Source organism: Paraburkholderia sp. GAS199 (assembly GCF_050436585.1).
In the GTDB taxonomy this organism is placed as follows: Bacteria; Pseudomonadota; Gammaproteobacteria; order Burkholderiales; family Burkholderiaceae; genus Paraburkholderia.
In genome coordinates, this window is sequence record NZ_JBNDMM010000003.1 from 402,018 (window position 1) to 421,304 (window position 19,287).

Annotated in this window: 17 protein-coding genes; 9 read left to right on the forward strand and 8 right to left on the reverse strand. The window is 65.0% G+C overall.

Translation table 11 applies throughout. The annotated features are described in order from the left end of the window. The first annotated feature begins 35 nt into the window (after nt 1–35). Complete coding sequence (locus tag P3T18_RS13510) at nt 36–731, forward strand: hypothetical protein (protein ID WP_429300425.1); 696 nt, start codon at nt 36–38, stop codon at nt 729–731. 14 nt (nt 732–745) lie between these two features. Here the strand turns inward: P3T18_RS13510 and P3T18_RS13515 are convergent, their stop codons facing one another. The 4 genes from P3T18_RS13515 to P3T18_RS13530 all read right to left on the reverse strand — a co-directional run bounded on the left by P3T18_RS13515 (nt 746) and on the right by P3T18_RS13530 (nt 6,125). Beyond that, nucleotides 746–937, reverse strand: coding sequence for a hypothetical protein (locus P3T18_RS13515; protein WP_429300426.1), 192 nt, complete (start codon nt 935–937; stop codon nt 746–748). A gap of 919 nt (nt 938–1,856) precedes the next feature. Then, nucleotides 1,857–2,582, reverse strand: coding sequence for an aspartate/glutamate racemase family protein (locus P3T18_RS13520; protein ID WP_429301091.1), 726 nt, complete (start codon nt 2,580–2,582; stop codon nt 1,857–1,859). Between the two features lie 8 nt (nt 2,583–2,590). Next, nucleotides 2,591–3,817 (reverse strand): DUF917 family protein, encoded by a 1,227-nt coding sequence (locus P3T18_RS13525; protein ID WP_429300427.1) that lies wholly within the window; start codon nt 3,815–3,817, stop codon nt 2,591–2,593. Then, nucleotides 3,807–6,125, reverse strand: a complete 2,319-nt coding sequence (locus P3T18_RS13530; protein ID WP_429300428.1) for a sigma 54-interacting transcriptional regulator — start codon at nt 6,123–6,125, stop codon at nt 3,807–3,809. The genes P3T18_RS13525 and P3T18_RS13530 overlap by 11 nt, the downstream gene beginning before the upstream one ends. Nucleotides 6,126–6,536: 411 nt before the next feature. Here P3T18_RS13530 and P3T18_RS13535 point away from each other — a divergent pair, with 411 nt between their 5' ends. The 8 genes from P3T18_RS13535 (at nt 6,537) to P3T18_RS13570 (ending at nt 16,724) form a co-directional block, all read left to right on the forward strand. Continuing rightward, on the forward strand, nt 6,537–7,709 hold the full coding sequence (locus P3T18_RS13535) for a porin (protein ID WP_429300429.1): 1,173 nt from the start codon (nt 6,537–6,539) through the stop codon (nt 7,707–7,709). Between the two features lie 101 nt (nt 7,710–7,810). After that, complete coding sequence (dapA, locus tag P3T18_RS13540; protein ID WP_429300430.1) at nt 7,811–8,698, forward strand: 4-hydroxy-tetrahydrodipicolinate synthase; 888 nt, start codon at nt 7,811–7,813, stop codon at nt 8,696–8,698. Between the two features lie 38 nt (nt 8,699–8,736). Next, entirely contained in the window at nt 8,737–9,906 is a 1,170-nt protein-coding gene (locus P3T18_RS13545; RefSeq protein ID WP_429300431.1) for an iron-containing alcohol dehydrogenase, read from the forward strand. Beyond that, the gene (gene pdxA / locus P3T18_RS13550; protein WP_429300432.1) at nt 9,903–12,245 is read left to right on the forward strand and encodes a 4-hydroxythreonine-4-phosphate dehydrogenase PdxA; all 2,343 of its coding nucleotides are present in this window, start codon (nt 9,903–9,905) and stop codon (nt 12,243–12,245) included. Before P3T18_RS13545 ends, pdxA begins: the two co-directional genes overlap by 4 nt. A gap of 159 nt (nt 12,246–12,404) precedes the next feature. After that, nucleotides 12,405–13,829 (forward strand): sodium:solute symporter family protein, encoded by a 1,425-nt coding sequence (locus P3T18_RS13555; RefSeq protein WP_429300433.1) that lies wholly within the window; start codon nt 12,405–12,407, stop codon nt 13,827–13,829. 25 nt (nt 13,830–13,854) lie between these two features. Further along, a complete protein-coding gene (locus P3T18_RS13560) occupies nt 13,855–15,042 on the forward strand; it encodes a sialidase family protein (RefSeq protein ID WP_429300434.1) in 1,188 nt (395 codons plus the stop codon). Nucleotides 15,043–15,186: 144 nt separating this feature from the next. Beyond that, a complete protein-coding gene (locus tag P3T18_RS13565; RefSeq protein ID WP_429300435.1) occupies nt 15,187–15,954 on the forward strand; it encodes a DeoR/GlpR family DNA-binding transcription regulator in 768 nt (255 codons plus the stop codon). Between the two features lie 83 nt (nt 15,955–16,037). Then, the gene (locus P3T18_RS13570; protein WP_429300436.1) at nt 16,038–16,724 is read left to right on the forward strand and encodes an SDR family NAD(P)-dependent oxidoreductase; all 687 of its coding nucleotides are present in this window, start codon (nt 16,038–16,040) and stop codon (nt 16,722–16,724) included. Here the strand turns inward: P3T18_RS13570 and P3T18_RS13575 are convergent. From P3T18_RS13575 to P3T18_RS13590, 4 genes are all read right to left on the reverse strand, one after another. Beyond that, nucleotides 16,721–17,473 (reverse strand): hypothetical protein, encoded by a 753-nt coding sequence (locus P3T18_RS13575; RefSeq protein ID WP_429301092.1) that lies wholly within the window; start codon nt 17,471–17,473, stop codon nt 16,721–16,723. The two genes, P3T18_RS13570 and P3T18_RS13575, sit on opposite strands and share 4 nt — an antisense overlap. A 4-nt stretch (nt 17,474–17,477) precedes the next feature. Next, nucleotides 17,478–17,678 carry a hypothetical protein gene (locus P3T18_RS13580; RefSeq protein ID WP_429300437.1) on the reverse strand — a complete coding sequence of 67 codons (201 nt, stop codon included), beginning with the start codon at nt 17,676–17,678 and terminating at the stop codon, nt 17,478–17,480. Nucleotides 17,679–17,874: 196 nt separating this feature from the next. After that, a complete protein-coding gene (locus tag P3T18_RS13585) occupies nt 17,875–18,195 on the reverse strand; it encodes a DUF4148 domain-containing protein (RefSeq protein ID WP_429300438.1) in 321 nt (106 codons plus the stop codon). Nucleotides 18,196–18,397: 202 nt separating this feature from the next. Further along, nucleotides 18,398–19,237, reverse strand: a complete 840-nt coding sequence (locus tag P3T18_RS13590) for an IclR family transcriptional regulator (protein WP_429300439.1) — start codon at nt 19,235–19,237, stop codon at nt 18,398–18,400. Between the last annotated feature and the right edge of the window lie 50 nt (nt 19,238–19,287).

A 19,287-nucleotide genomic window follows, 5' to 3' on the forward strand; every position in this document is an offset into this window, starting at 1 on the left:
TCATATCTTCACGAGCACACACAGCGAGAACGCAGATGACGAACCACGAACCCGGCTTGCTGGCGATCTGGAGCACGATCGCGCCCGAATCCGAAATCGACTACCTCCACTGGCTGACGCGCGAGCATGTTTTCGAACGCACCCGCGTGGCGGGTTTTCAATCCGGCCGCGTATTCCGGCGCCGCGGCAGCCGGCCTTCCGAATACATGATGCTGTACGAACTCGACCATGCCGGCGTGATGTCGAGCCCCGGCTATCTGGCGCGTTTGAACGATCCGACGCCCTGGACTCAGCGGATCATGCCAAGCCTCGAACGGTTTCGTCGCGGCGGCGGCACGATCGTCGCGCAGGGCGGCGATCCTGCGGGACACGGCAGCCATGTGGCGATCGCGCGTTTCGAAGAGGCATTGCCCGAACGCCTGAGCGGCGAAGCAGGGCGAACTCTGGTGAGCGCGCTGGCGAGAATCGATTGGGTGGCGAACACGCAGATCATGTCGGTCGAAGACGACGCAACGTCGATCGCTACGCAGGAGAAATCCATGCGGCGTAGTTCGGAAGGCGCCTTCGCGGGTCTGCTGCTAATGGAAGCGCTCGATGCCGGTTCGCTCGACCGCGCGATCGCCCGTGCGAGCGACCTGGGTCATATCCAGCCCGATCAGTTCGAAATCTACGATCTGGTGTTCGCCTGCCATCCGAACCCGCCTGAACCGCCGGTTCACGGCAACGACTAACGCTTTACGCCGCTTTACGCTGCGTCGAGTTCGGCAACCATCTGCACGAGGCGTGCAATGCGATTGCGGTACAACGGCGCCTGCGGGGAAGTCTTGAGATGCTCGACACGATCGCGCCAATAGGCCAACGAGAAGGGCTCCTGCGGCGCGCCGGCAATCACGCGTTCGAGATGAGTCAGTTCGCTTTCGAGAATGTGGTGATGCATGAATGTGAATCCCCGTAGATGGCCATGGCGGTTCGCTCGCGATGTCGATGACAATCTGACACAGCGTAGGGTTCCTAACTAATTTCGAGTTTTACGCAACGTTTCGTCCGGCGCTAACCGGACGAAGCAGTGCAAAAGGCGGGAAAAAACGGACGAACCGCCGCTGCAGCTCCCTCTCTTTGATTCAGGAACAGCAACGACGGCCGAGCCCCGCAGCGGCTCTCCGGTACATAGCCGGACAGATTCCGCTCTTTCGGCATAACGTAGTGCGACGGACCTCTCTGAGGAAATCTTCGGTCGCCACGCGTCGACATGCGACAGCCATCTCTACAGCAACAGCACAGCCCCTCTCGGTCTGTCTCCGGCGACTCAATCTCGTCGGCTTCGATCGGCGCGTCGGCCTTCGTTCGTCGATCGTTCGCATGCGTCACCGAAGACTCGCACCGCATGGCGATGACTTCGGTCGGCGACGCCGGCTGTCTGATGCAGCCTGAACGTCGCCCGGCATGAGTGTTGCGAACGATCGCGATCAAGTGCCTCGCGCGATCTGTTTTTGGTCTCTCAGGTTCCCCGGCTTGTCGGTCAAATGCTTCGCGCGCTCCGGATCCGACACCGGAACGCGCTTTAACTTGTCTTGCTTTATTTCCCGCGGCAAGAACCGCCGCAGCAGTGAGTTGTTTCGTCTTATTAAAGCAATGAGCGTGCCAAGCTTTCAAAGGACGTATGGGCGTCATGGCCGCTCGACGAGCCGCTCCGCGCTGGTCAAACGCGTCCAGGTTTTGGGATAGGATTGGACGTTTTCGTCCAGGCGCGCTCGGCGCCAAGCCGGGCGGGCGTTTTAGTCCACTTTCGCGAGACGAAAAAAAGTCCGCCGCGGCATGGCGTGCCGCGGCGGACTGATCTGGACAAAACGGAGCGGTTACGACTGAAGGCTGACCTTGCTGTACGTCAGCCGGCTAGGACGGACCTGCATGCGCACCAGCGAGACGAGGAAGCTGAAGCCGGCCTGATTCGGATCGATCACCGGCACATAGCTGCCCAGCGTCTCGGTGAGCAGCGCGCTGACGCGGCTCGCGACGTCCACGAAACCCGTGCAGCCAAGCAGGATGGCCTGCGCGCCGTCTTCCTGGATCGCCTTCATGGCGGCTTCGAAGGTACGCATCACCACCACGTCCACGTTTTCGAGCTGCGCGACCGGGCAGTCGATCGCCCGGATCGACGCGAACGTGTCCTGGATGCCGTACGTCTGCGGATGACCGCGTTGCATGGCGAGCGTGCTTTGCAGGATCGTGATGATCGAGAAACGCTGGCTCAGCGCAAGCGCCGTGAATGCCGCTGCCGGAAAGCCGCCGATGATCGGAATGTCGATCACTTCGCGCGCCGCTTCCACGCCGCACATGTCGAAGTCGGTCAGCCAGATGCCGTCGAAGCCGTCGTTGGCGATGGCCTGCGCGAGTTCGACCACCGGCATGCCGTTCTGCAGCCAGTTGGTGCGGTTCTCGATGTCCGGATGACCTTGCGTGATGTTGCGAACCTCGATCTGCACGTCGGACGGCAAAACCGGCGCGATGGCCTGCAGAATGCGGTCGTTGTATTGCGAGGTGTTGACCGGCACCAGCACGCAGATGCGCAGCGGAGATTTCAAAGGCGCGCTCACGAAGCCGCTCCTTTGTCCGACGAGCCGGACGAACGCAAGGTTTCCAGCGGCACGTACGGCCCGAGATAACCCAGCGTGTTCAAGTCCTGCATGAAGCTGTCGAGAATCAGGCCGGGCTGGCGCAGCGGCGCTTCGGCGCGCCATGCGATCAGCGTCACGGGACGCTTGCCGATGGCCGGATTCAGCGAGCCGTCGGCTTGCACGAGGTCGCCATTGCTGAAGATCGACTGACCTTCGCCGCCGACGTAATACGCCACGCTATCGGGCGCCAGCAGGATCGGCTGCGCACGCTCGCTGTCCCACGCGAGCAGGGATTCGTTCTCGTACAGCACCGTGTACGTGCGCTGGCCGGCCTGAATGCGCACCTTGCCCACGTCGAAGCCGCCGCTGGTATCGACTTGCGCCGACACCAGTTCGCCCGGTTCCGAGATTGCGTGCGCGGCGAGGCCGCATTGCTCCGACAGGTACTGGATCATCTGCGCGGCGCTGTCGATCCGGCCGGCCTGCACGGCACGCCCGAGTTCGAGCGCGCGGGTGAGGGTGCCGCGAATCGGCGTGGCGCGGCCGATATCGGCCGGCTTCATGACCCACATCGCGAGGCCGCCGAACTGCCCGAACTCCGGATCGGCCACGACCGGCCGCATCATCTGTTCGACGATCGCCGATACGTCGCGCTGGTGAGTCGGCGCGCCGCGGCTGGTGTCGCGCGGCGTGACGTCGAGTTCGACGCACAGGCCGCCTTGGCTCACGAGAAACGCCGGGCGCGGGTCGATCTCGGCGGCCGCGAAGGTGAGCATCGGCAGCGAAGGCACAGCGCGGCCGGCGCCGTCGGCGTCGATCACCGCGAGGCCGAGTTTGGCCGCCACCAGGGCCGCCACGGTGAAGCCGAGCGCGCCGCTTTCCGGCGGCATCACATAGGCGAGCCGGGTGGACTGCGAGGCAAGCCGGTTCTGCACGTTCTGCACGGCTGTCACCGGACCGAGCGGATAGATCGCCGAATTGATCGCTTCGGGCGCGCCGAGGTAGGCGACCATGACGGCCGCGCCTTCGGTGGCTTCTTCGACCGTGACGACCTTCACGGTGTCGCTCGGATAATAGTCACCGGTGACGAAATGCGCCGCCAGATGCCGCGCCGATTCGATCGTGCCGCCGCCGCCGCTACCGAAGAACGCCGCTCCCAATAGCAGCGGTTCCAGATCTTCCCGGCGTAACTCATAGGCCATTTGCGATTCCTTTACTGTCCAGATTGAAAGAAGCGTCCTGCCGGAGTTCGGCTAGCAAACCCACGGCGTGATTGACGCGGGTGGTGGGATCGGTTTGCATCGAGCGCAAGCCGCGTTCGATGATATCGATGGCTTCGGCGCTGCGGTCCGTGGCGCGCAGCAGGTCGGCGAGATAGCGTGCCGCGTCGACGCGCGCCGGCACCGAGCCGAACGCGAGCGCCGTGGAGAGCGCCGTGCGCAAGCCGAGTTCAGCCGCATTCACGTCGCCGAGCGCCCATTGCGCGCGCGCCCGCGTCACCAGCAACTCGCCCAGATAGACGCGTTCCTGGCGCGCGAGCGTTTCGTCGATTGCACGCGCGAGCATGGCTTCGCAGGTTTTTGCCCGGCCGGCGCGCAGCAGCAGTTCGCCGTGCTGCCACGCCATGAACGAATAGAACAGGGCGCCGCCGTTGCAGACCACGTGATTTTCGAAGCCGTCGAGCATGACAGTCTCGGCTTCGTCGGAGCGGCCGAGCGCGCTGAGGTGACAGGCGCGCAGAATCTGGCCGACGCCTCGATAGAACGCGAAGCCGTTGGCGATCGATACCGTTTCGAGTTCGCTCGCGAGGTGGCCGAGGCGCTCGGTGTCTTCGAACAGGCAGGCGAGCCAGGACGCGCCTTGCAGGTTCACGGCATGCGCGAACGCGTGCGCGCCCGGTTCCGAGGCGCGCAGGATCAGCATTTCCATGGCGCGCCGGGCCTGTCCGAACGCACCGATCTGATAGGCCGCGAGTCCTTCGAACGTGAGCGCGAGACTGGCCAGGTCGATGCCTTGCGAGCCGGTGCGCGTGTCGCCCTGGCCCACGCCGAGCAGATTGCCGCGCGACAGACAGGCGAGCGCTTCCTCGCTGTCGCCGAGCCAGAACAGCGTGTTGGTCATCGCCACGTGCGCTTCGTCGAGCGAGACGCGGTCGCCGCCGTTCTGCGCGCGTTCCAGCATGTTCTGTGCGGTGGCGCGAGCCTGCTTCAACTGCAGGGTGGTGAGCTGGGTGGTCCAGATGCCGAACTGGATCGCGGCGATTTCGGCGGGCGTGCAGACGCCTTCGCCGATGGCCAGCGCGGCGGCGTAGCAGGCGGTGGCCTCCGCATACAACCAGCCGTGCACGCTGCGCAGACTCATGCCGAGCAGCCGGTAAGCGTCGAACTGCAGGCGGCGCGCGGCCTCGGGTTCGTGCGGCGTTTGCAGCAGATCGAGACAGCGGCGCAGCAGCGGAATCGCTTCGGCGAATTTCGATTCTTCGGCGAGCGCGCTGGCCTGTTCGAGAGACTTGCGCGCTTCACGGTGATGTTCCTCGCGCGACTTGAGACGCCGCTCGATCGTCTTGCGGCCGACGCCCAGCAGGGTGGCCGCCGCGCTCTTGTTGCGTCCGGTGCGTTCGAGCGCGCGATCGATCAGCAGGTCCTCGGCGGCCGCGAGCTTGTCGCGTCCTTCGAGTTGCAACAGCATGTCGGCGAGCGTCGCGCGTGAAACCGGGCCGCCGGTTTCGTTGGCGAGAAACGGTTCGAGCGAATCGACGTCGATCTGCGTGTTCTCGGCCAGCACGCTCAACTGGCTGATGAGATTGCGCAACTGCCGGATGTGGCCCGGCCAGGCGTGCTGACTCAGACGGCGGATGGCGGCCGGCGAGAACTCCAGGCGGCGCGTGTGCTGCGCGGCGAAATGCGCGACCAGCGCGGGAATATCTTCGACACGCTGTTCGAGTCCGGGCACCGCGAGCACGAAAACCGCCAGCCGGTAGAACAGGTCTTCACGGAACAGCCCTTCGCGGGCGAGTTCGCGCAGGTCGCGGTGAGTCGCGGCCACCACGCGGCCTTCGAAACGCAGACTCGTCGACGCGCCGATCGGACGGAACGTGCGCGTTTCGAGCACGCGCAGCAGTTTCGGTTGCAAGGCGAGCGGCAGTTCGCCGATTTCATCGAGCAGCAACGTACCTTTGCCGACCTGCTGGAACAGACCCTGACGGTTTTCGCCCGCGCCGGTGAAGGCGCCCTTCACGTGGCCGAACAGTTCGGCTTCGACCAGATTCTCGGGAATCGCCCCGCAGTTCACATCGACGAACGGCTGATCGTGGCGTTGGCTGTTGGCGTGCACGCGGCGCGCGACCAGTTCCTTGCCCGAACCGGTCGGGCCGAAGATGAGCAACGGATGATCGGTCGGGGCAACCCGATCGATCATTCGAACCAGTTGGCGAAACGTCGGCGCACCGCCCACGAAAGCACCGGGATCGGCCTTGTCGTTGGCAAACGGAACGACAGAAGGGTGACTCATTCCAGAAAAACTCCACTTGAGCTGCGTATAGGACTGGCACGAGCGCCAGCGCTACGAGGAAATAACCGCCTGTACGGCGGGATGAACGGTCATGCGTCGGGAGACATTTGCGGAAGTCTCCTGGCGCATGGTCGGAACCGTCCATCGCAAGAAGGGAAGAAGTATGACGGCTAGCCGCGGTTCTTGCCGAAGGGAAATTAAGCCTTATCACCCGCTTATTTAACGGATTGACTGATTCAGTCATCAAAATGATTGAATCGAAAAAAATGCTTGCAAGCGAGCGGTCCGATCATTATATTGATCGAAACGGTCGTTAATCCTGAGCGAATCAGTCATTCTGGATAAGGCGCCGTCTCAACGTGGCCGGAAGCGTCACGACGTGTCCTCAACAAAAAAATTTCGGAGACAGCATTGAACAAGCGTTCCTTTCAGGTCCTGGCCACTTTGGGCGTCCTTGGCGCCGCCACGACCACCTCGACCGTCGCTCATGCGCAAAGCAACGTCACGCTGTACGGCCTGATCGACACCGCGCTCGTCTATTCGAATAGCCAGAAAGGTCACGCGAACATCCAGATGTCGAGCGGCACCCTGTCGGGCAGCCGCTGGGGTTTGCGCGGTCAGGAAGACCTGGGCGGCGGGCTGAGCACGCTGTTCGTTCTCGAAAACGGCTTCAGCAGCACGGCGGGCACGCTCGGCCAGAACGGCCGCGAGTTTGGACGCGCGGCCTACGTCGGTCTGAGCGGCGGCTTCGGCAAGCTGACGGCCGGCCGGCAGAACGACACGTCGGCCGACTTCGTGGGTCCGCTGACCGCGGCCAATCAGTGGGCGGGCGGTCTGGGCGCGCACCCCGGCAACACCGACAATCTTTACGTGAACGAGCGGGTCAGCAACAGCGTGAAGTTCACCAGTAACGACTACGCGGGCTTCCGCTTCAGCGGCTTGTTCAGCTTTGGCGGCACGGCCGGCGATTTTGCCAACAATCGGGTGTGGGGCCTCGGCGCCACCTACGCGCGTGGTCCGTTCGTGGTCGCGGCGTCGTACGTGAACGCCAACTCGCCGAATACGGGCCTGTTCGACGGCACGGCCGGCGCGGCGGCGATTTCGCCGAACAACACGCCGATCTATTCGGGCTACGCGTCGGCGCGTACGCTGCAGATTGCGTCGGTGGGCGGTGCTTACACGCTGGGCGCGGCGACCTTCGGCGTGATCTATTCGAATTCGAAATTCAAGGACCTGGGATCGGGCGCGGCGTCTGCGCCGGTGGCGCGTTTCGTGGGAGCGACGGCGACCTTCGACAACGTGGAAGCGAATTTCCGCTACCAGCTGACACCCGCGACGCTGCTCGGCGTGGCCTACAACTACACGCGCACGCATGGCGCGGGCGACGCGCATTACAACCAGGTGAACGCGGGCGCGGACTACCTGCTGTCCAAGCGCACCGACGTTTATCTGAGCGCGGGCTGGCAGGCCGCGAGCGGCATCGATTCGACGGGTCATGCGGCAACCGCCGCGCTGTGGCCGATTACGGCGTCCAGCACCTCGCATCAGTTCGTCGCGGCACTGGGTTTGCGTCACAAGTTCTAAAGGCGCGAGTTGCAGATTCGAGCGCCTCGCGGCAGTTTTTTCAGGCAATTTGATCTGACAGGAAGGCGATTCGGCCTTCCGTCAACGAAGTGGAGTCGAGCATGACAGTCTTGTTCAAAGGGATCGTTCCCGCACTCATTACGCCGATGACGGCCACCGAAGACGTGGACGAAGCCGGTTTGCGCACGCTGATCGAGCGCCTGATCGAATCCGGCGTGCATGCGCTGTTCGTGCTCGGCACCAACGGCGAGTTCATCGCGCTGAACGAAGCGGAGAAGCTGCGCATCGCGAAGATCGCCGTGGACCAGGCCGGTTCGCGCGTGCCCGTGATCGCCGGAACCGGTGCTTACGCGACGCGCGACGTAATCGATCTGAACAGCAAGATGCTCGACGTGGGCGTCGATGCCGTGTCGGTGATTACGCCGTACTTCAACGGCGCGACCCAGGCGGAACTGTTCACGCATTACGAGCGCATTGCGCGCGCCACCACCTTGCCGGTGATGCTCTACACGATTCCCGCGAAAGCCGGCATCACGCTGAACGTGGACACTGTGCGGCGTCTCGCGGAAATCCCGAACATTCGCGGCATCAAGGACAGCGGCGGCGACTTCGACCGTCTGCTGCAACTCATCAATCTGCGCCGCGACGACTTCGCCGTTTTCACCGGCACCGACTCCATGATTCTCTGGACGCTGATCGCGGGCGGCGACGGTGCCGTGGCGGCCACCACCAATGCGGTCCCCGACGTGGTCACGTCGATCTGGAAACACTTTCAGGCCGGCGACATCGCGGCGGCGCGCAAGGCGCAGGAATCGCTGCGGGCGCTGCGCGACGCGTTCGCGCTCGGCACCATGCCGGTCGTGCTGAAAACCGCCGCGCAGATGCTCGGCATGCCGGCGGGTCCGGCGCGCTCTCCCGCCCAGCCGCTCGACGCCAATGCGCGTGCGCGGCTCGAACAGGCGCTCGCCGTGTATCGCGAGACGCGCTGAAGCCGCCCGTCACCTATTTTCCGGATCAAGACATTGCCATGACCACGACTTATCACTTTCAGACCGTCAAGCACATCGTGCACGGAGCGGGCAGCCTCGACCTGCTGGCCGACAAACTCGCGCTGCTCGATACGCCGGTCAAACGCATCGCGCTCATCACCCAGCCGGCGATGGAAGCGCTCGGCGTGATCGATCGCGTGATCGCGAGTCTCGCGGTCAAGGACATCGAAGTGCTGATCGTGCGCGATGTCGAACCCGAGCCGACCATCGGCAATGTCGAAAGCGTATTCAGCGAACAGATCGCGCCGTTCGCGCCGCACGCCATTCTGTCGATCGGCGGCGGCAGCGTGCTCGACGCCGCCAAACTGTTTGCGGTTCGCCTGACCAACGACCAGCCGTTGCGCGAGTGGCTCGGCATCGATCTGATCGCGAAGCCCGGCGTGCCGCTCGTCCTCGTGCCGACCACCGCGGGCACCGGCTCCGAAGTCACGCCGAACGCGATCGTCACGCTGCCGGACGAAGAGCTGAAGGTCGGCATCGTGAGCCGTCATCTGCTGCCGCAACTCGTCATTCTCGATGCCGCGCTCACGTTCGGTTTGCCCAAGGCGATTACCGCCGCCACCGGCATGGACGCATTCGTCCATTCGCTCGAATCGTATATTTCGACCAAGGCCAATCCGATCAGCGACATGTTCGCGATGGAGTCGATGCGGCTGATCGGCGCGAATATTGTCGAAGCGTACGAGCATGGCGAGTCCGTCAAGGCGCGCGAAGCGATGATGCTCGGCTCGATGTACGGCGGTCTCGCGCTGACGGCGGCCGGCACGGCCGCGGTTCACGCGCTGGCCTATCCGCTCGGCGGCATGTTCAACATCACGCACGGCGTGGCCAACGCCATGCTGTTGCCGCACGTCATGGCGTTCAACATGGACGCCTGCGCCGGCCGTCTCGCCGACGTGGCGCGCGCACTGTCGCTCTGTTCGCACGAAGACAACGACGAGACGGCTGCCGCGAAGCTGATCGCGTGCATCGATCGCTGGACGGCTGCCGTCGATATTCCGCAGGATCTGCGCAAGTTCGGCGTGAGCGAGGGCGATCTCGACGCGCTCGCGGTCGCGGCCGCCAAGGTCAAACGACTGCTCGGCAACAATCCGAAGCCGCTGTCGCTCGACGACATGAAGGCGATCTACCGCCGTCTGCTGCCATGAATCGCGCGGACCAGCGAGGGCCACGGCTCCTCATCATCGGCGACGACCTCTCGGGCACGGCGGACTGCGCCGTCACCGGCGCGCGTCTCGGCTTGCGCAGCGTGGTGACGCTCGACGCGCGCCGCCATGCCGCGACGGTATCCGGCGATACCGCGATCGACGTGCTGGCAATCGACGCCGATTCGCGCCGCCTCGATGCGGCTGCGGCGGCGCTCGCCAATGCGCAGGTCTGGCGCGAACTCGGCGGCGCAAACACGCGGCTGTACAAGAAGATCGATTCGACATTGCGCGGCAATGTCGCCGCCGAGGTGGCCGCGCTCGTGCCGCTCGCGGGCATGGCGATCGTCGCGCCGGCGTTTCCGGCAGCGGGCCGTACCACGCGCGAGGGACGTCAGTGGCTCAAGGGCGTGCGCGTCGAGCAGACGGAAGTGTGGCGCAACGAAGACATCGGCGGCGAAGCGCATTTGCCGTCGATGCTGGCGCGGCACGATCTGCGCACCGAGGGTTTGTCGCTGCAGGAGATTCGCGCGGACGAGGCTTCGCTGGCCCATCGCCTCGCCGCGATGCGCGACGCGCACGTACAGGCTGTCGTGTGCGACGCCGAAACCGCTGACGACCTGCGCCGCGTCGCGCAGGCATCGGCGGCGCTGACCGGTGTGTTCTGGGTCGGCTCGGCCGGTCTGGCGGGCGATCTGATGCAGGCGCTGGATCTCGCATCGGTTCGGGCATGCGACGGCAACGACGACGCCTCGAACGCCAATTCGACCGAAGCCGCGCCGAAGCAGCCCGTGCTCGCCGTGATCGGCAGCATGTCGAGCGTCTCGCACGCGCAGCTCGGCCGCCTCAAGGAAGCGGCGGGCGATACGCTCGCCGCGTTCGAAGTCGATCCCGCGAGTCTGCGCAACCTCGACACGGCGCACACAGATCTGACTCGCGAAGTGAGCGCCGCGCTGCGGCAAGGCCGGCATGTCGTCGTTTCGCTGAGTCAGGCCGATCGCACCAGCGTGGCCGACGGCCTGCTGTTCTGCCAGCGTCTCGGCGCGCTGCTCACGCCCGCGCTCGCTTTTGCGGGCGGCGTGATCGCGACCGGCGGCGAAACGGCGCGCGCGCTGTTGTGCGCGGCAGGCATCGGCGAATTGCGCATCGTCGAAGAAATCGAAAGCGGTGTGCCGTTGTTGCACGCCGTTCATCAGGGACGCCGTCTCGGCGTCGTGACCAAGGCGGGTGGCTTCGGTCATCCCGATACGCTCGATCTGGCGTGGCGAAAACTCGCCGGCGTCCAGCACACTGCACGGCCGCCCGCGGCCATCATCAAAGGACTGACCACAATGACCTATCGTCCAGTTATCGGCATCACCATGGGCGATGCTGCCGGCGTCGGCCCGGAAATCGTCATGAAGGCGCTGGCTCACTCGTCGGTCTACGACCAGTGCCGTCCGCTCGTGATCGGCGACGCAGCGCGTCTGCGCGACGCGGGCCGCCGCGCGGGCGTGTCGCTCGAGGTGCGCTCGATCGCGAGTCCCGCCGACGCGGGCTTCGAATGCGGCGTGGTGGATTGCATCGACCTCGGCCTGATCCCCGCCGACATGCCGTACGGCAAGCTCTCCGCCGTCGCGGGCGACGCGGCGTATCAGTACATTGCGCGCACAGTCGCGCTGACCTCAGCCGGCGAACTCGACGCGATCTGCACGGCGCCGCTGAACAAGGAAGCGCTGCACGCGGGCGGCCACATTTTTCCGGGCCACACGGAGATGCTCGCGCACCTCACCGGCATCGACGAAGTGTCGATGATGCTGGTCGCGCCGAAGCTGCGCGTGATCCACGTCACCACCCATATCGGTCTGCTCGACGCGATCCGCCGGATCGAACCCGGTCTCGTGCAACGGACCATCGAGCGCGCGCATGAAACGCTGGTGCGCGCGGGCATCGACAATCCGCGCATCGGCGTGTGCGGCATCAATCCGCACGCGGGCGAAAACGGTCTGTTCGGTTATGGCGAAGAAGAGGAAAAGATCATTCCCGCGGTGCAGGTTCTGCAGGCGCGCGGCTGGGACGTGGAAGGCCCGCTGCCGGCCGACACGCTGTTCTTCCGCGCCGGACGCGGCGATTTCGACGTGGTGGTGGCGATGTACCACGACCAGGGCCACGGTCCGGTGAAGGTGATGGGACTCGAAGCCGGTGTGAACGTGACGGTCGGCTTGCCGGTGATCCGCACGTCGGTGGATCACGGCACCGCGTTCGATATCGCCGGCAAGGGTATCGCGGACGAAGGCAGCATGCTCGAAGCGCTGAAGCAGGCACTCGAACTGGCCACGCGGCGCTCCGAACTGGAAGCCTGAGGCTTGCGCCCGGCGCGGCATCGGATGCACGACGCGCCGCGCCATCGGATACGCGATTGAATACGGGATTGAACATCGGGCTGCAACGACGGCGGACACACGCCGGGCAGCCGGATTTTTTCGACGCCGACGCGTCGTCAGAAATATATTGGAGACACCATGGCAACTTTCAGCTACTGGGACACTGCGATCATCATCGGCATGGTCGTGGTCTATATTCTCGTCACGAGCTGGTTCAGCGTGAAGCTGCGCAGCCGCAACTCCGAGCAGTTCATGGTGGCGTCACGCTCCATGCCGGTCGTGGTGGTGGCGGTGCTGCTCATGTCGGAGTTCATCGGCGCGAAGTCGACCGTGGGGACCTCGCAGGAAGCGTTCAGCGCGGGCATCGCGGCGTCGTGGTCGGTGATCGCGGCGTCGATCGGCTTTCTGTTCTTCGGCCTCTTCATGGCCAAACGGCTCTACAGTTCGGGCGAATTCACGATTTCCGGCTTCATTGCCATGAAGTACGGCAAGCGTGCCAAGCTCGTGGTGTCGGCCATCATGATCTACGCGCTCTTTCTCGTGAACGTGGGCAACTACGTGAGCGGCGCGGCGGCGATCTCGACCGTGATGCGCATCAATCTGCCGACCGCGGCGGTCATCACGGCGATCGTCAGCACGATCTACTTTGCGTGGGGCGGCCTGAAGAGCGTGGCCTATCTGACCATCGTGCATAGCGCGGTCAAGCTGATCGGCATTGCGATTCTGGTGGTGGTGGCATGGCGCATGACCGGCGGCGTCAAGCCGATGATGGCGAGCATGCCCGAGCATTACTTCACCTGGAACGGCTCGCTCAGCAACGGCACGATCGGCGCATGGATCATCGGCACGGCAGGGGCGATCTTTTCCACACAGTTCATCATCCAGGCCATTTCTTCGACACGTTCGGCGAGCGCCGCGCGCAGTGCGTCGTTGCTTGCAGCCTTGCTGTGCGTGCCGATTTCGATCGCGCTCGGCTTTCTCGGCGTCGCGGCGAAGTACCTCTTTCCGGGCATCAAGAGCCTGTACGCGCTGCCGGTTTTCCTGCAGCACATGAACCCGTTGCTGGCCGGCGTGGTGACCACGTCGCTGGTCGCGTCGATTTTCGTGAGCGTGTGTACGGTGGCGCTCGCGATCGCTTCGCTGATCGTCAAAGACTTCTACGTGCCGCGCTATCGTCCCACGCCTGACGTGGAACTGCGCATGACGCGCTGGATCTCGCTGGTGGTCGGCCTCGTGCCGCTCGTGTTCGTGCTGTTCGTGCCGCAGATTCTCGCGTTGTCGTTCTTCACGCGGGCCTTGCGTCTGACGGTCTCGGTGGTGGCGCTGATCGGCATCTATCTGCCGTTCTTCAACAGCAGCCGCGGCGCGATGGCCGCGCTGATCGTCGCCACGCTGTCCACCACGGCCTGGTATCTGCTCGGCAACCCGCTCGGAATCGACAACATGTACGTCTCGTTGATCACGCCGGCGGTTGTCATCGTGCTGGAAAAGCTGCTGTTTCCGTCGGGCTCGAAACCCGTCGGCGCGAACGGCGAGCGTCTCACGCACCGCGAATCACATTGAATCGTCGTAATCAGGAGAACACCGGATGACTTCCATCCTCGCAGAAGCGCCCGATCGGGCCATTTGGGACGGCCGCGTGCGCGCGCCTTACGCCGACGCGCAGCGCCGCGACGCCTGGCTGCCTTCGCCGTGCGTGCAGAATCACGCGGCCAATCTGCATGCGTTGCCGAACGGCGATCTGCTGTGCGTGTGGTTTGGCGGCACCCAGGAAGGCATTCCCGACGTGTCGGTCTACCTGTCGCGTTTGCGTGCGGGCAGCGATGTCTGGAGCGAGCCGCAGAAGCTCTCCGAAGATCCGACGCGCTCGGAGCAGAACCCCGTGCTGTTCAGCGCGCCCGACGGTCAGTTGTGGCTGACCTACACCGCGCAGTTGTCCGGACATCAGAATACGGCGATCGTGCGGCGGCGCGTGTCGACCGACGGCGGCCTCAGCTGGGGGCCGATCGAAACGCTGTTCGACCGGCCGGGCACCTTCGTGCGTCAGCCCATCGTCGTGTTGCCGGACGGCGCGTGGCTGTGTCCGGTGTTCCTGTGCCGCACCGAACCCGGCGAGCGCTGGGTGGGCAACAACGACATCAGCGCCGTGATGATTTCGCAGGACGCGGGCCGCTCCTGGCGCGAGCACGAAGTGCCGGAGAGCGTGGGTTGCGTTCATATGAACGTGCAGGTGCTGGCCGACGGATCGCTGCTTGCGCTGTATCGCAGCCGCTGGGCCGATTTCATCTACGCGAGCCGTTCGAAAGACGGCCGCACGTGGACTGCGCCGAAGCCGACCGGTCTGCCGAACAACAATTCGTCGATCCAGTTCGTGCCGCTGAAAAACGGCCACCTCGCGCTGGTATTCAACGAGAGCGATGCCTCGCACAGCACCGAGCGCCGCGCGTCGCTCTACGACGATATCGAAGACTCGGAAGACAGCGGCGCGCTGCGCGACCAGAGCGCGTCCGCGCACGGCACGGCGGTGTGGGGCGTGCCGCGCTCGCCGATGTCGCTGGCCATTTCCGAGGACGGCGGCCAGAGCTGGACACGGCGGCGCGCAATCGAGATCGGCGACGGCTACTGCATGACGAACAACTCGTCGGAGCAGCGCAACCGCGAGTACTCGTATCCGTCGATCGTGCAGTCGGCCGACGGTGCGTTGCATATCGCGTTCACGTACTTCCGTCAGCGCATCAAATACGTTCGCGTCGACGAAACGTGGGTGCGTGGCTGAGGCGTCGGCGCATCGGCAAGATGAAGCAGGATCGGAGCGGCTCGCCGGCGATCGCGGCGCGCGTTGGAAATTCGCTACACTAGGCGCACTTTTCGGCGTGCCCGTCGCGCGCTGTCGCTAAACCGGTTCCTCCGATCCAAGATCATGAAAGTTGCGAAACGCCGCGAGGCGATGCTTCACGCTGTGCTGGGCGGGATGACAGATGTCGGGACGCTGTGCGAGCACTTCGGCATGTCCGAGGCGACCGTACGGCGCGATCTGCGGGCGCTCGCGGAAGACCGCCAGATTCTGCGCACCTATGGCGGTGCGGCGGCGGTCAGCGCGCACGAACCCGAGGCCTCGCTCGACGAGCGCAGCGAGAGCTTCCGCGAGCAGAAAGACGCCATCGCGCGTGCCGCGCTCGCGCACGTGCAGGAAGACGACACGCTGTTTCTCGACGGCGGCACCACCACGGCGGCGCTCGCGCGTCAGCTGATCGGGCAGCGCTCGGTGCATGTGGTGACCAACAACCTGCTGGTGGTCGGCGCGCTGGCGTCGAGCAAGGTGCGGGTCACGCTGGTGGGCGGCGACATCCGTTCGACCAGCATGAGTACGCTCGGGCCGCTCGCACAACTGGCGTTGAGCCGTCTCACCTTCGACAAGGCCTTTCTCGGCGCCGACGGTGTCACGGCGGCGCGCGGCCTGTGCGAAGCGACGGCGGAGCAGGCCTATCTGAAGGAATGCGTGATCCGCCAGGCGGCGAGCGTGTTCGTGCTGGTCACGGCCGACAAACTCGGGCGTGCGAGTCAGCAGCACTGGACGCCGCTCGAACGCGAGTGGACGCTGATCACCGACGACGCGGCCGAGCCGCGCGAACTGGCCTTGTTCGACGAACGGGGCGACGTGACGGTGGAGACGGCCGCGGTTCGTTGAGCGCGGCCGGCGCTCCCCGTCTGCCGGCAGCATGAAGCATGACGAACAGGGGAAGCGCAGTGCAAGCAACATCGACGAATGAAATGGCGGCAAAACCGAAGCATGCCGTGGTGACCGGCGCCTCGTCGGGCATCGGCCAGGCCATCGTTCAGCGGCTGTTGAGCGAAGGGTGGCGCGTGACCGGCTTGTGCCGCACGCCCGCGAGCGAGACGGTCGAGCGGCTCACCATCGTCCCGGTCGACGTGACCGATTTCGCTGCGCTCGACACCGTCGCGGCGGCGCTCGGTGCCTGCGACGCGTTCGTGCATGCGGCCGGTTTCATGAAAACGGCGCCGCTCGGCGAACTCTCGGCGCAAGACGGCGCGGCCATGTGGCGCATTCACGTCGACGCTGCCGCGTTTCTTGCCGACGCCCTGCTGCCGCGCATGCCGGCCGGCGGCCGCATCGTGCTGATCGGCAGCCGCACGGCCAACGGCGCGCCGACGCGCAGCCAGTATGCGGCGACCAAAGCCGCGCTGGTCGGCATGGCGCGTTCGTGGGCCGCCGAACTCGCGCCCCGCGGCATCACGGTCAACGTCGTGGCGCCCGGCGCAACCGATACTCCTTTTCTACGCAATCCGGCGCGGGCGGGCACTCCGCCCCGAATGCCGCCGATCGGCCGCTTCATCGAAGCCTCGGAAGTGGCGGGTCTCACCGCATTTCTGCTCGGACCGGACGCCGGCTCGATCACGGGGCAACAGATCGTGGTGTGCGGCGGCGCGTCGCTCTAAAGACTGCGCACGCCGATCCGCATCGGCGCGCGCCGCTGCCTTCTGCGCTCCAGCCAGTTGCGCAACTGCCCGGCGAGAAACGCGCTGATCAGCAGTGACAGATAGGCCACCACCATGTTGTGACGCCATGTTTCGAGCGCCGCCTGATGCACGATCAGGCTGGCGTCGGGATGCAGCGCGCCTGCGTTGAGCCCGAGCACGGCCTGCCTCATTCGCACGAAACCCACGGCGGACAGCACGGGCATCAGAACGAGTACGCCGAGCAGCCATGGTTTCGCGCGTTGCGCCCACGCATAGTGCCGGATGCGCAGCCAGAGTCCCATGCAGCCGTGCAGCCAGCCCGGCGCGAGCAGGGCCAGTTGCAAGCCCTGGGTGCCGCTGGTGATGAGCGCGATCACGATGCGCTCGTAATCCGGCTCGAAACCGTAAAGCGAAGCCGCCAGCCGCGTGGACACCGCATGCCGGATCAGCAGCAGCGGCAGACTCAGCCCGGCCCACAGGCGAATCCATTCGGCAAGCGGCAGCTTCCAGTAGCGGCGGGTGTAGATCGTGCGCAGCGCCAGCACGAAATGCACGGCGGAGCCGCCGTAGAGCAACACCGTGCCGGGGACGCTGCGCCACACCTTGATGGCGAGCACGAGACCATGTCCGGCGAGATCCAGCGACCAGATCCCGAGTGTGTGATTGACCAGATGCAGGAACAGATAGACCAGCAGCACCACGCCGGAGATCAGCTGAAAGCGGCGCATCATGTCAGGCACGACGCGCAGGGCGGGCCTGGCGTTCTTCCATGTGATCCTGTTCCGTCGTGCAGCGCGTCGTGCTGCGAATCGCGTCCGCGAATTTCTGCAGCGCCGCCAGCGAGCCGCACACGCTGTGGTATTCCTCGCGACCGATCCGCGCGTCGAGAACGACCGCCATACCGGATTGCCGAGCCATGTCGATGATGTCCATTTGAGTGTCTCCAGTGGTGTCTTCGTGACTGTAAGACGCGTGATGGCGGGCGCTTATTCCCGCGTGCCGCTGTTGCCCGCGCTGTTGCCCGTGATGTGTCTTCGGGAAAGGGCGGATCAAAAAAAGAGCGTCGATCCAATGGAACCGACGCTCGAAAGGGAACCCGCTGTCCACAGGTTCACACACACCGTTGCCGTCAATGCATGGGCATGGTCTGCATGGCCGGCTGATTTTCATTGGACGCATGGGCTTGGCCCGCATGCATCGCCGCGACTTTTTGTTCGGCTTCCTGAATGTCGACGGGATAGCTGCTGTCGTCGCCTTGCGACGGGTTGTAGCCGGCGGCTTCCAGCTCCTCGAGTTCGTGCCTGACCTCGGCGCGCGTGAGTGGATGCGCGCCGGGACCGGACGATGCCTGCGCGTGCGCGCCGGTCGAAATGACGAAAAGCGCGGCGCCCGCCGCGAGTGCGGCCGATATGGCGCGGGCCGCGAGCCGGTTCAACAGGGTCGGTTTCATGTCGATACTCCTCGAGTGCGAGCGCGGCGTTCCGAAGCCGATGCATCTCGTCATCAGCGCGCTCTGCAAGTGTTAACCGAGGGAGTGGACTTCTTATTCCCGTTTCCGGCGAATCGGGCTGTGAGATATGGAATCGCTCAGGTTAGCGAAAGCCGGATGAAGCGCGGCGACGGCAGACGCCGCCGCGTCGGCGCAGCCGCGCTTACCCGGCGAAGCCGAGTCGCGCGCTGATGACTTGTGCTTCGCGCCGCACGGCGGCAGCGATGGGCGCGTCGAGCGAAGAGTCGAAGCCGCCGGTTGCGCCGAGCGCGGTCAGCGTGCCGCACAGGCGGCCATTGAAGTCGAAGAGCGGGGCGGAGACCGCGCTAATGCCCTTCAGGTTGGTGTCTTTCACCGCCGCGCAGCGCGTGGACTGCACCTCGCTTTTCAGCGCGCCGATGGGATCGTCGTGGTCGAGTTGATCGCGCAGGTCGGCGGGCGCATGCTGCAGTTCGTGTTCCGCCATGGCGCGGATGCGCGATTCGTCCAGCAGGCCGAGAAAGACGCGGCCGGTGGCGGACCACAGCACGGACATCACCGAACCCACGCGCACATTCACCGTGACCGGTAAGCCTGGTTCTTCGAAACGCACGATCGTGGGACCGCGATTGCCCATTACCGCGACGAAGCACGTGACCTCCAGCGTTTCGCGCAGCAGCACGAGCGAAGGCTCGGCCTCGCGGATCGGATCGACGATGCGCATGGCCGCGAGTCCGATGGCGAGGCATTCGGGACCGAGCACGTACATCTGCGTGAGCGGTTGCTGCGCCACCAGCGACTCTTCCATCAGGCTGACCATGTAGCGGTGCACCTTCGCCGGGCTCTCGTTCACGTACGAGGCGAGCGCGGTGAGCGAGGCCCGCCCGCCAAGTGCGGCGAGCCCTTTGAGCAGCACGACCGCCGTGGTGGCGGATTGCACGCGCTGCCGCCGTTCGCGCTCCGGCGTGGCGGCGAGGGCGGAATCGGCGAACGTGTCGGGCGTGGTCTTCGGGCTTTTTTTCATGGCTGCATTCTAACGGGAGGCGCCTGCCAGCAAGGCGGACAAGCGGGTCT

Bases quoted from the DNA above. Each gene is read 5' to 3' on its own strand.
- P3T18_RS13585 (WP_429300438.1), bottom strand. From the start codon at position 18,195: ATGAAACCGACCCTGTTGAACCGGCTCGCGGCCCGCGCCATATCGGCC.
- P3T18_RS13560 (WP_429300434.1), top strand. From the start codon at position 13,855: ATGACTTCCATCCTCGCAGAAGCGCCCGATCGGGCCATTTGGGACGGC.
- P3T18_RS13545 (WP_429300431.1), top strand. From the start codon at position 8,737: ATGACCACGACTTATCACTTTCAGACCGTCAAGCACATCGTGCACGGA.
- pdxA (WP_429300432.1), top strand. From the start codon at position 9,903: ATGAATCGCGCGGACCAGCGAGGGCCACGGCTCCTCATCATCGGCGAC.
- P3T18_RS13555 (WP_429300433.1), top strand. From the start codon at position 12,405: ATGGCAACTTTCAGCTACTGGGACACTGCGATCATCATCGGCATGGTC.
- P3T18_RS13570 (WP_429300436.1), top strand. From the start codon at position 16,038: ATGGCGGCAAAACCGAAGCATGCCGTGGTGACCGGCGCCTCGTCGGGC.
- P3T18_RS13510 (WP_429300425.1), top strand. From the start codon at position 36: ATGACGAACCACGAACCCGGCTTGCTGGCGATCTGGAGCACGATCGCG.
- P3T18_RS13515 (WP_429300426.1), bottom strand. From the start codon at position 937: ATGCATCACCACATTCTCGAAAGCGAACTGACTCATCTCGAACGCGTG.
- P3T18_RS13565 (WP_429300435.1), top strand. From the start codon at position 15,187: ATGAAAGTTGCGAAACGCCGCGAGGCGATGCTTCACGCTGTGCTGGGC.
- P3T18_RS13530 (WP_429300428.1), bottom strand. From the start codon at position 6,125: ATGAGTCACCCTTCTGTCGTTCCGTTTGCCAACGACAAGGCCGATCCC.
- P3T18_RS13575 (WP_429301092.1), bottom strand. From the start codon at position 17,473: ATGCGCCGCTTTCAGCTGATCTCCGGCGTGGTGCTGCTGGTCTATCTG.
- P3T18_RS13580 (WP_429300437.1), bottom strand. From the start codon at position 17,678: ATGGACATCATCGACATGGCTCGGCAATCCGGTATGGCGGTCGTTCTC.
- dapA (WP_429300430.1), top strand. From the start codon at position 7,811: ATGACAGTCTTGTTCAAAGGGATCGTTCCCGCACTCATTACGCCGATG.
- P3T18_RS13590 (WP_429300439.1), bottom strand. From the start codon at position 19,237: ATGAAAAAAAGCCCGAAGACCACGCCCGACACGTTCGCCGATTCCGCC.
- P3T18_RS13525 (WP_429300427.1), bottom strand. From the start codon at position 3,817: ATGGCCTATGAGTTACGCCGGGAAGATCTGGAACCGCTGCTATTGGGA.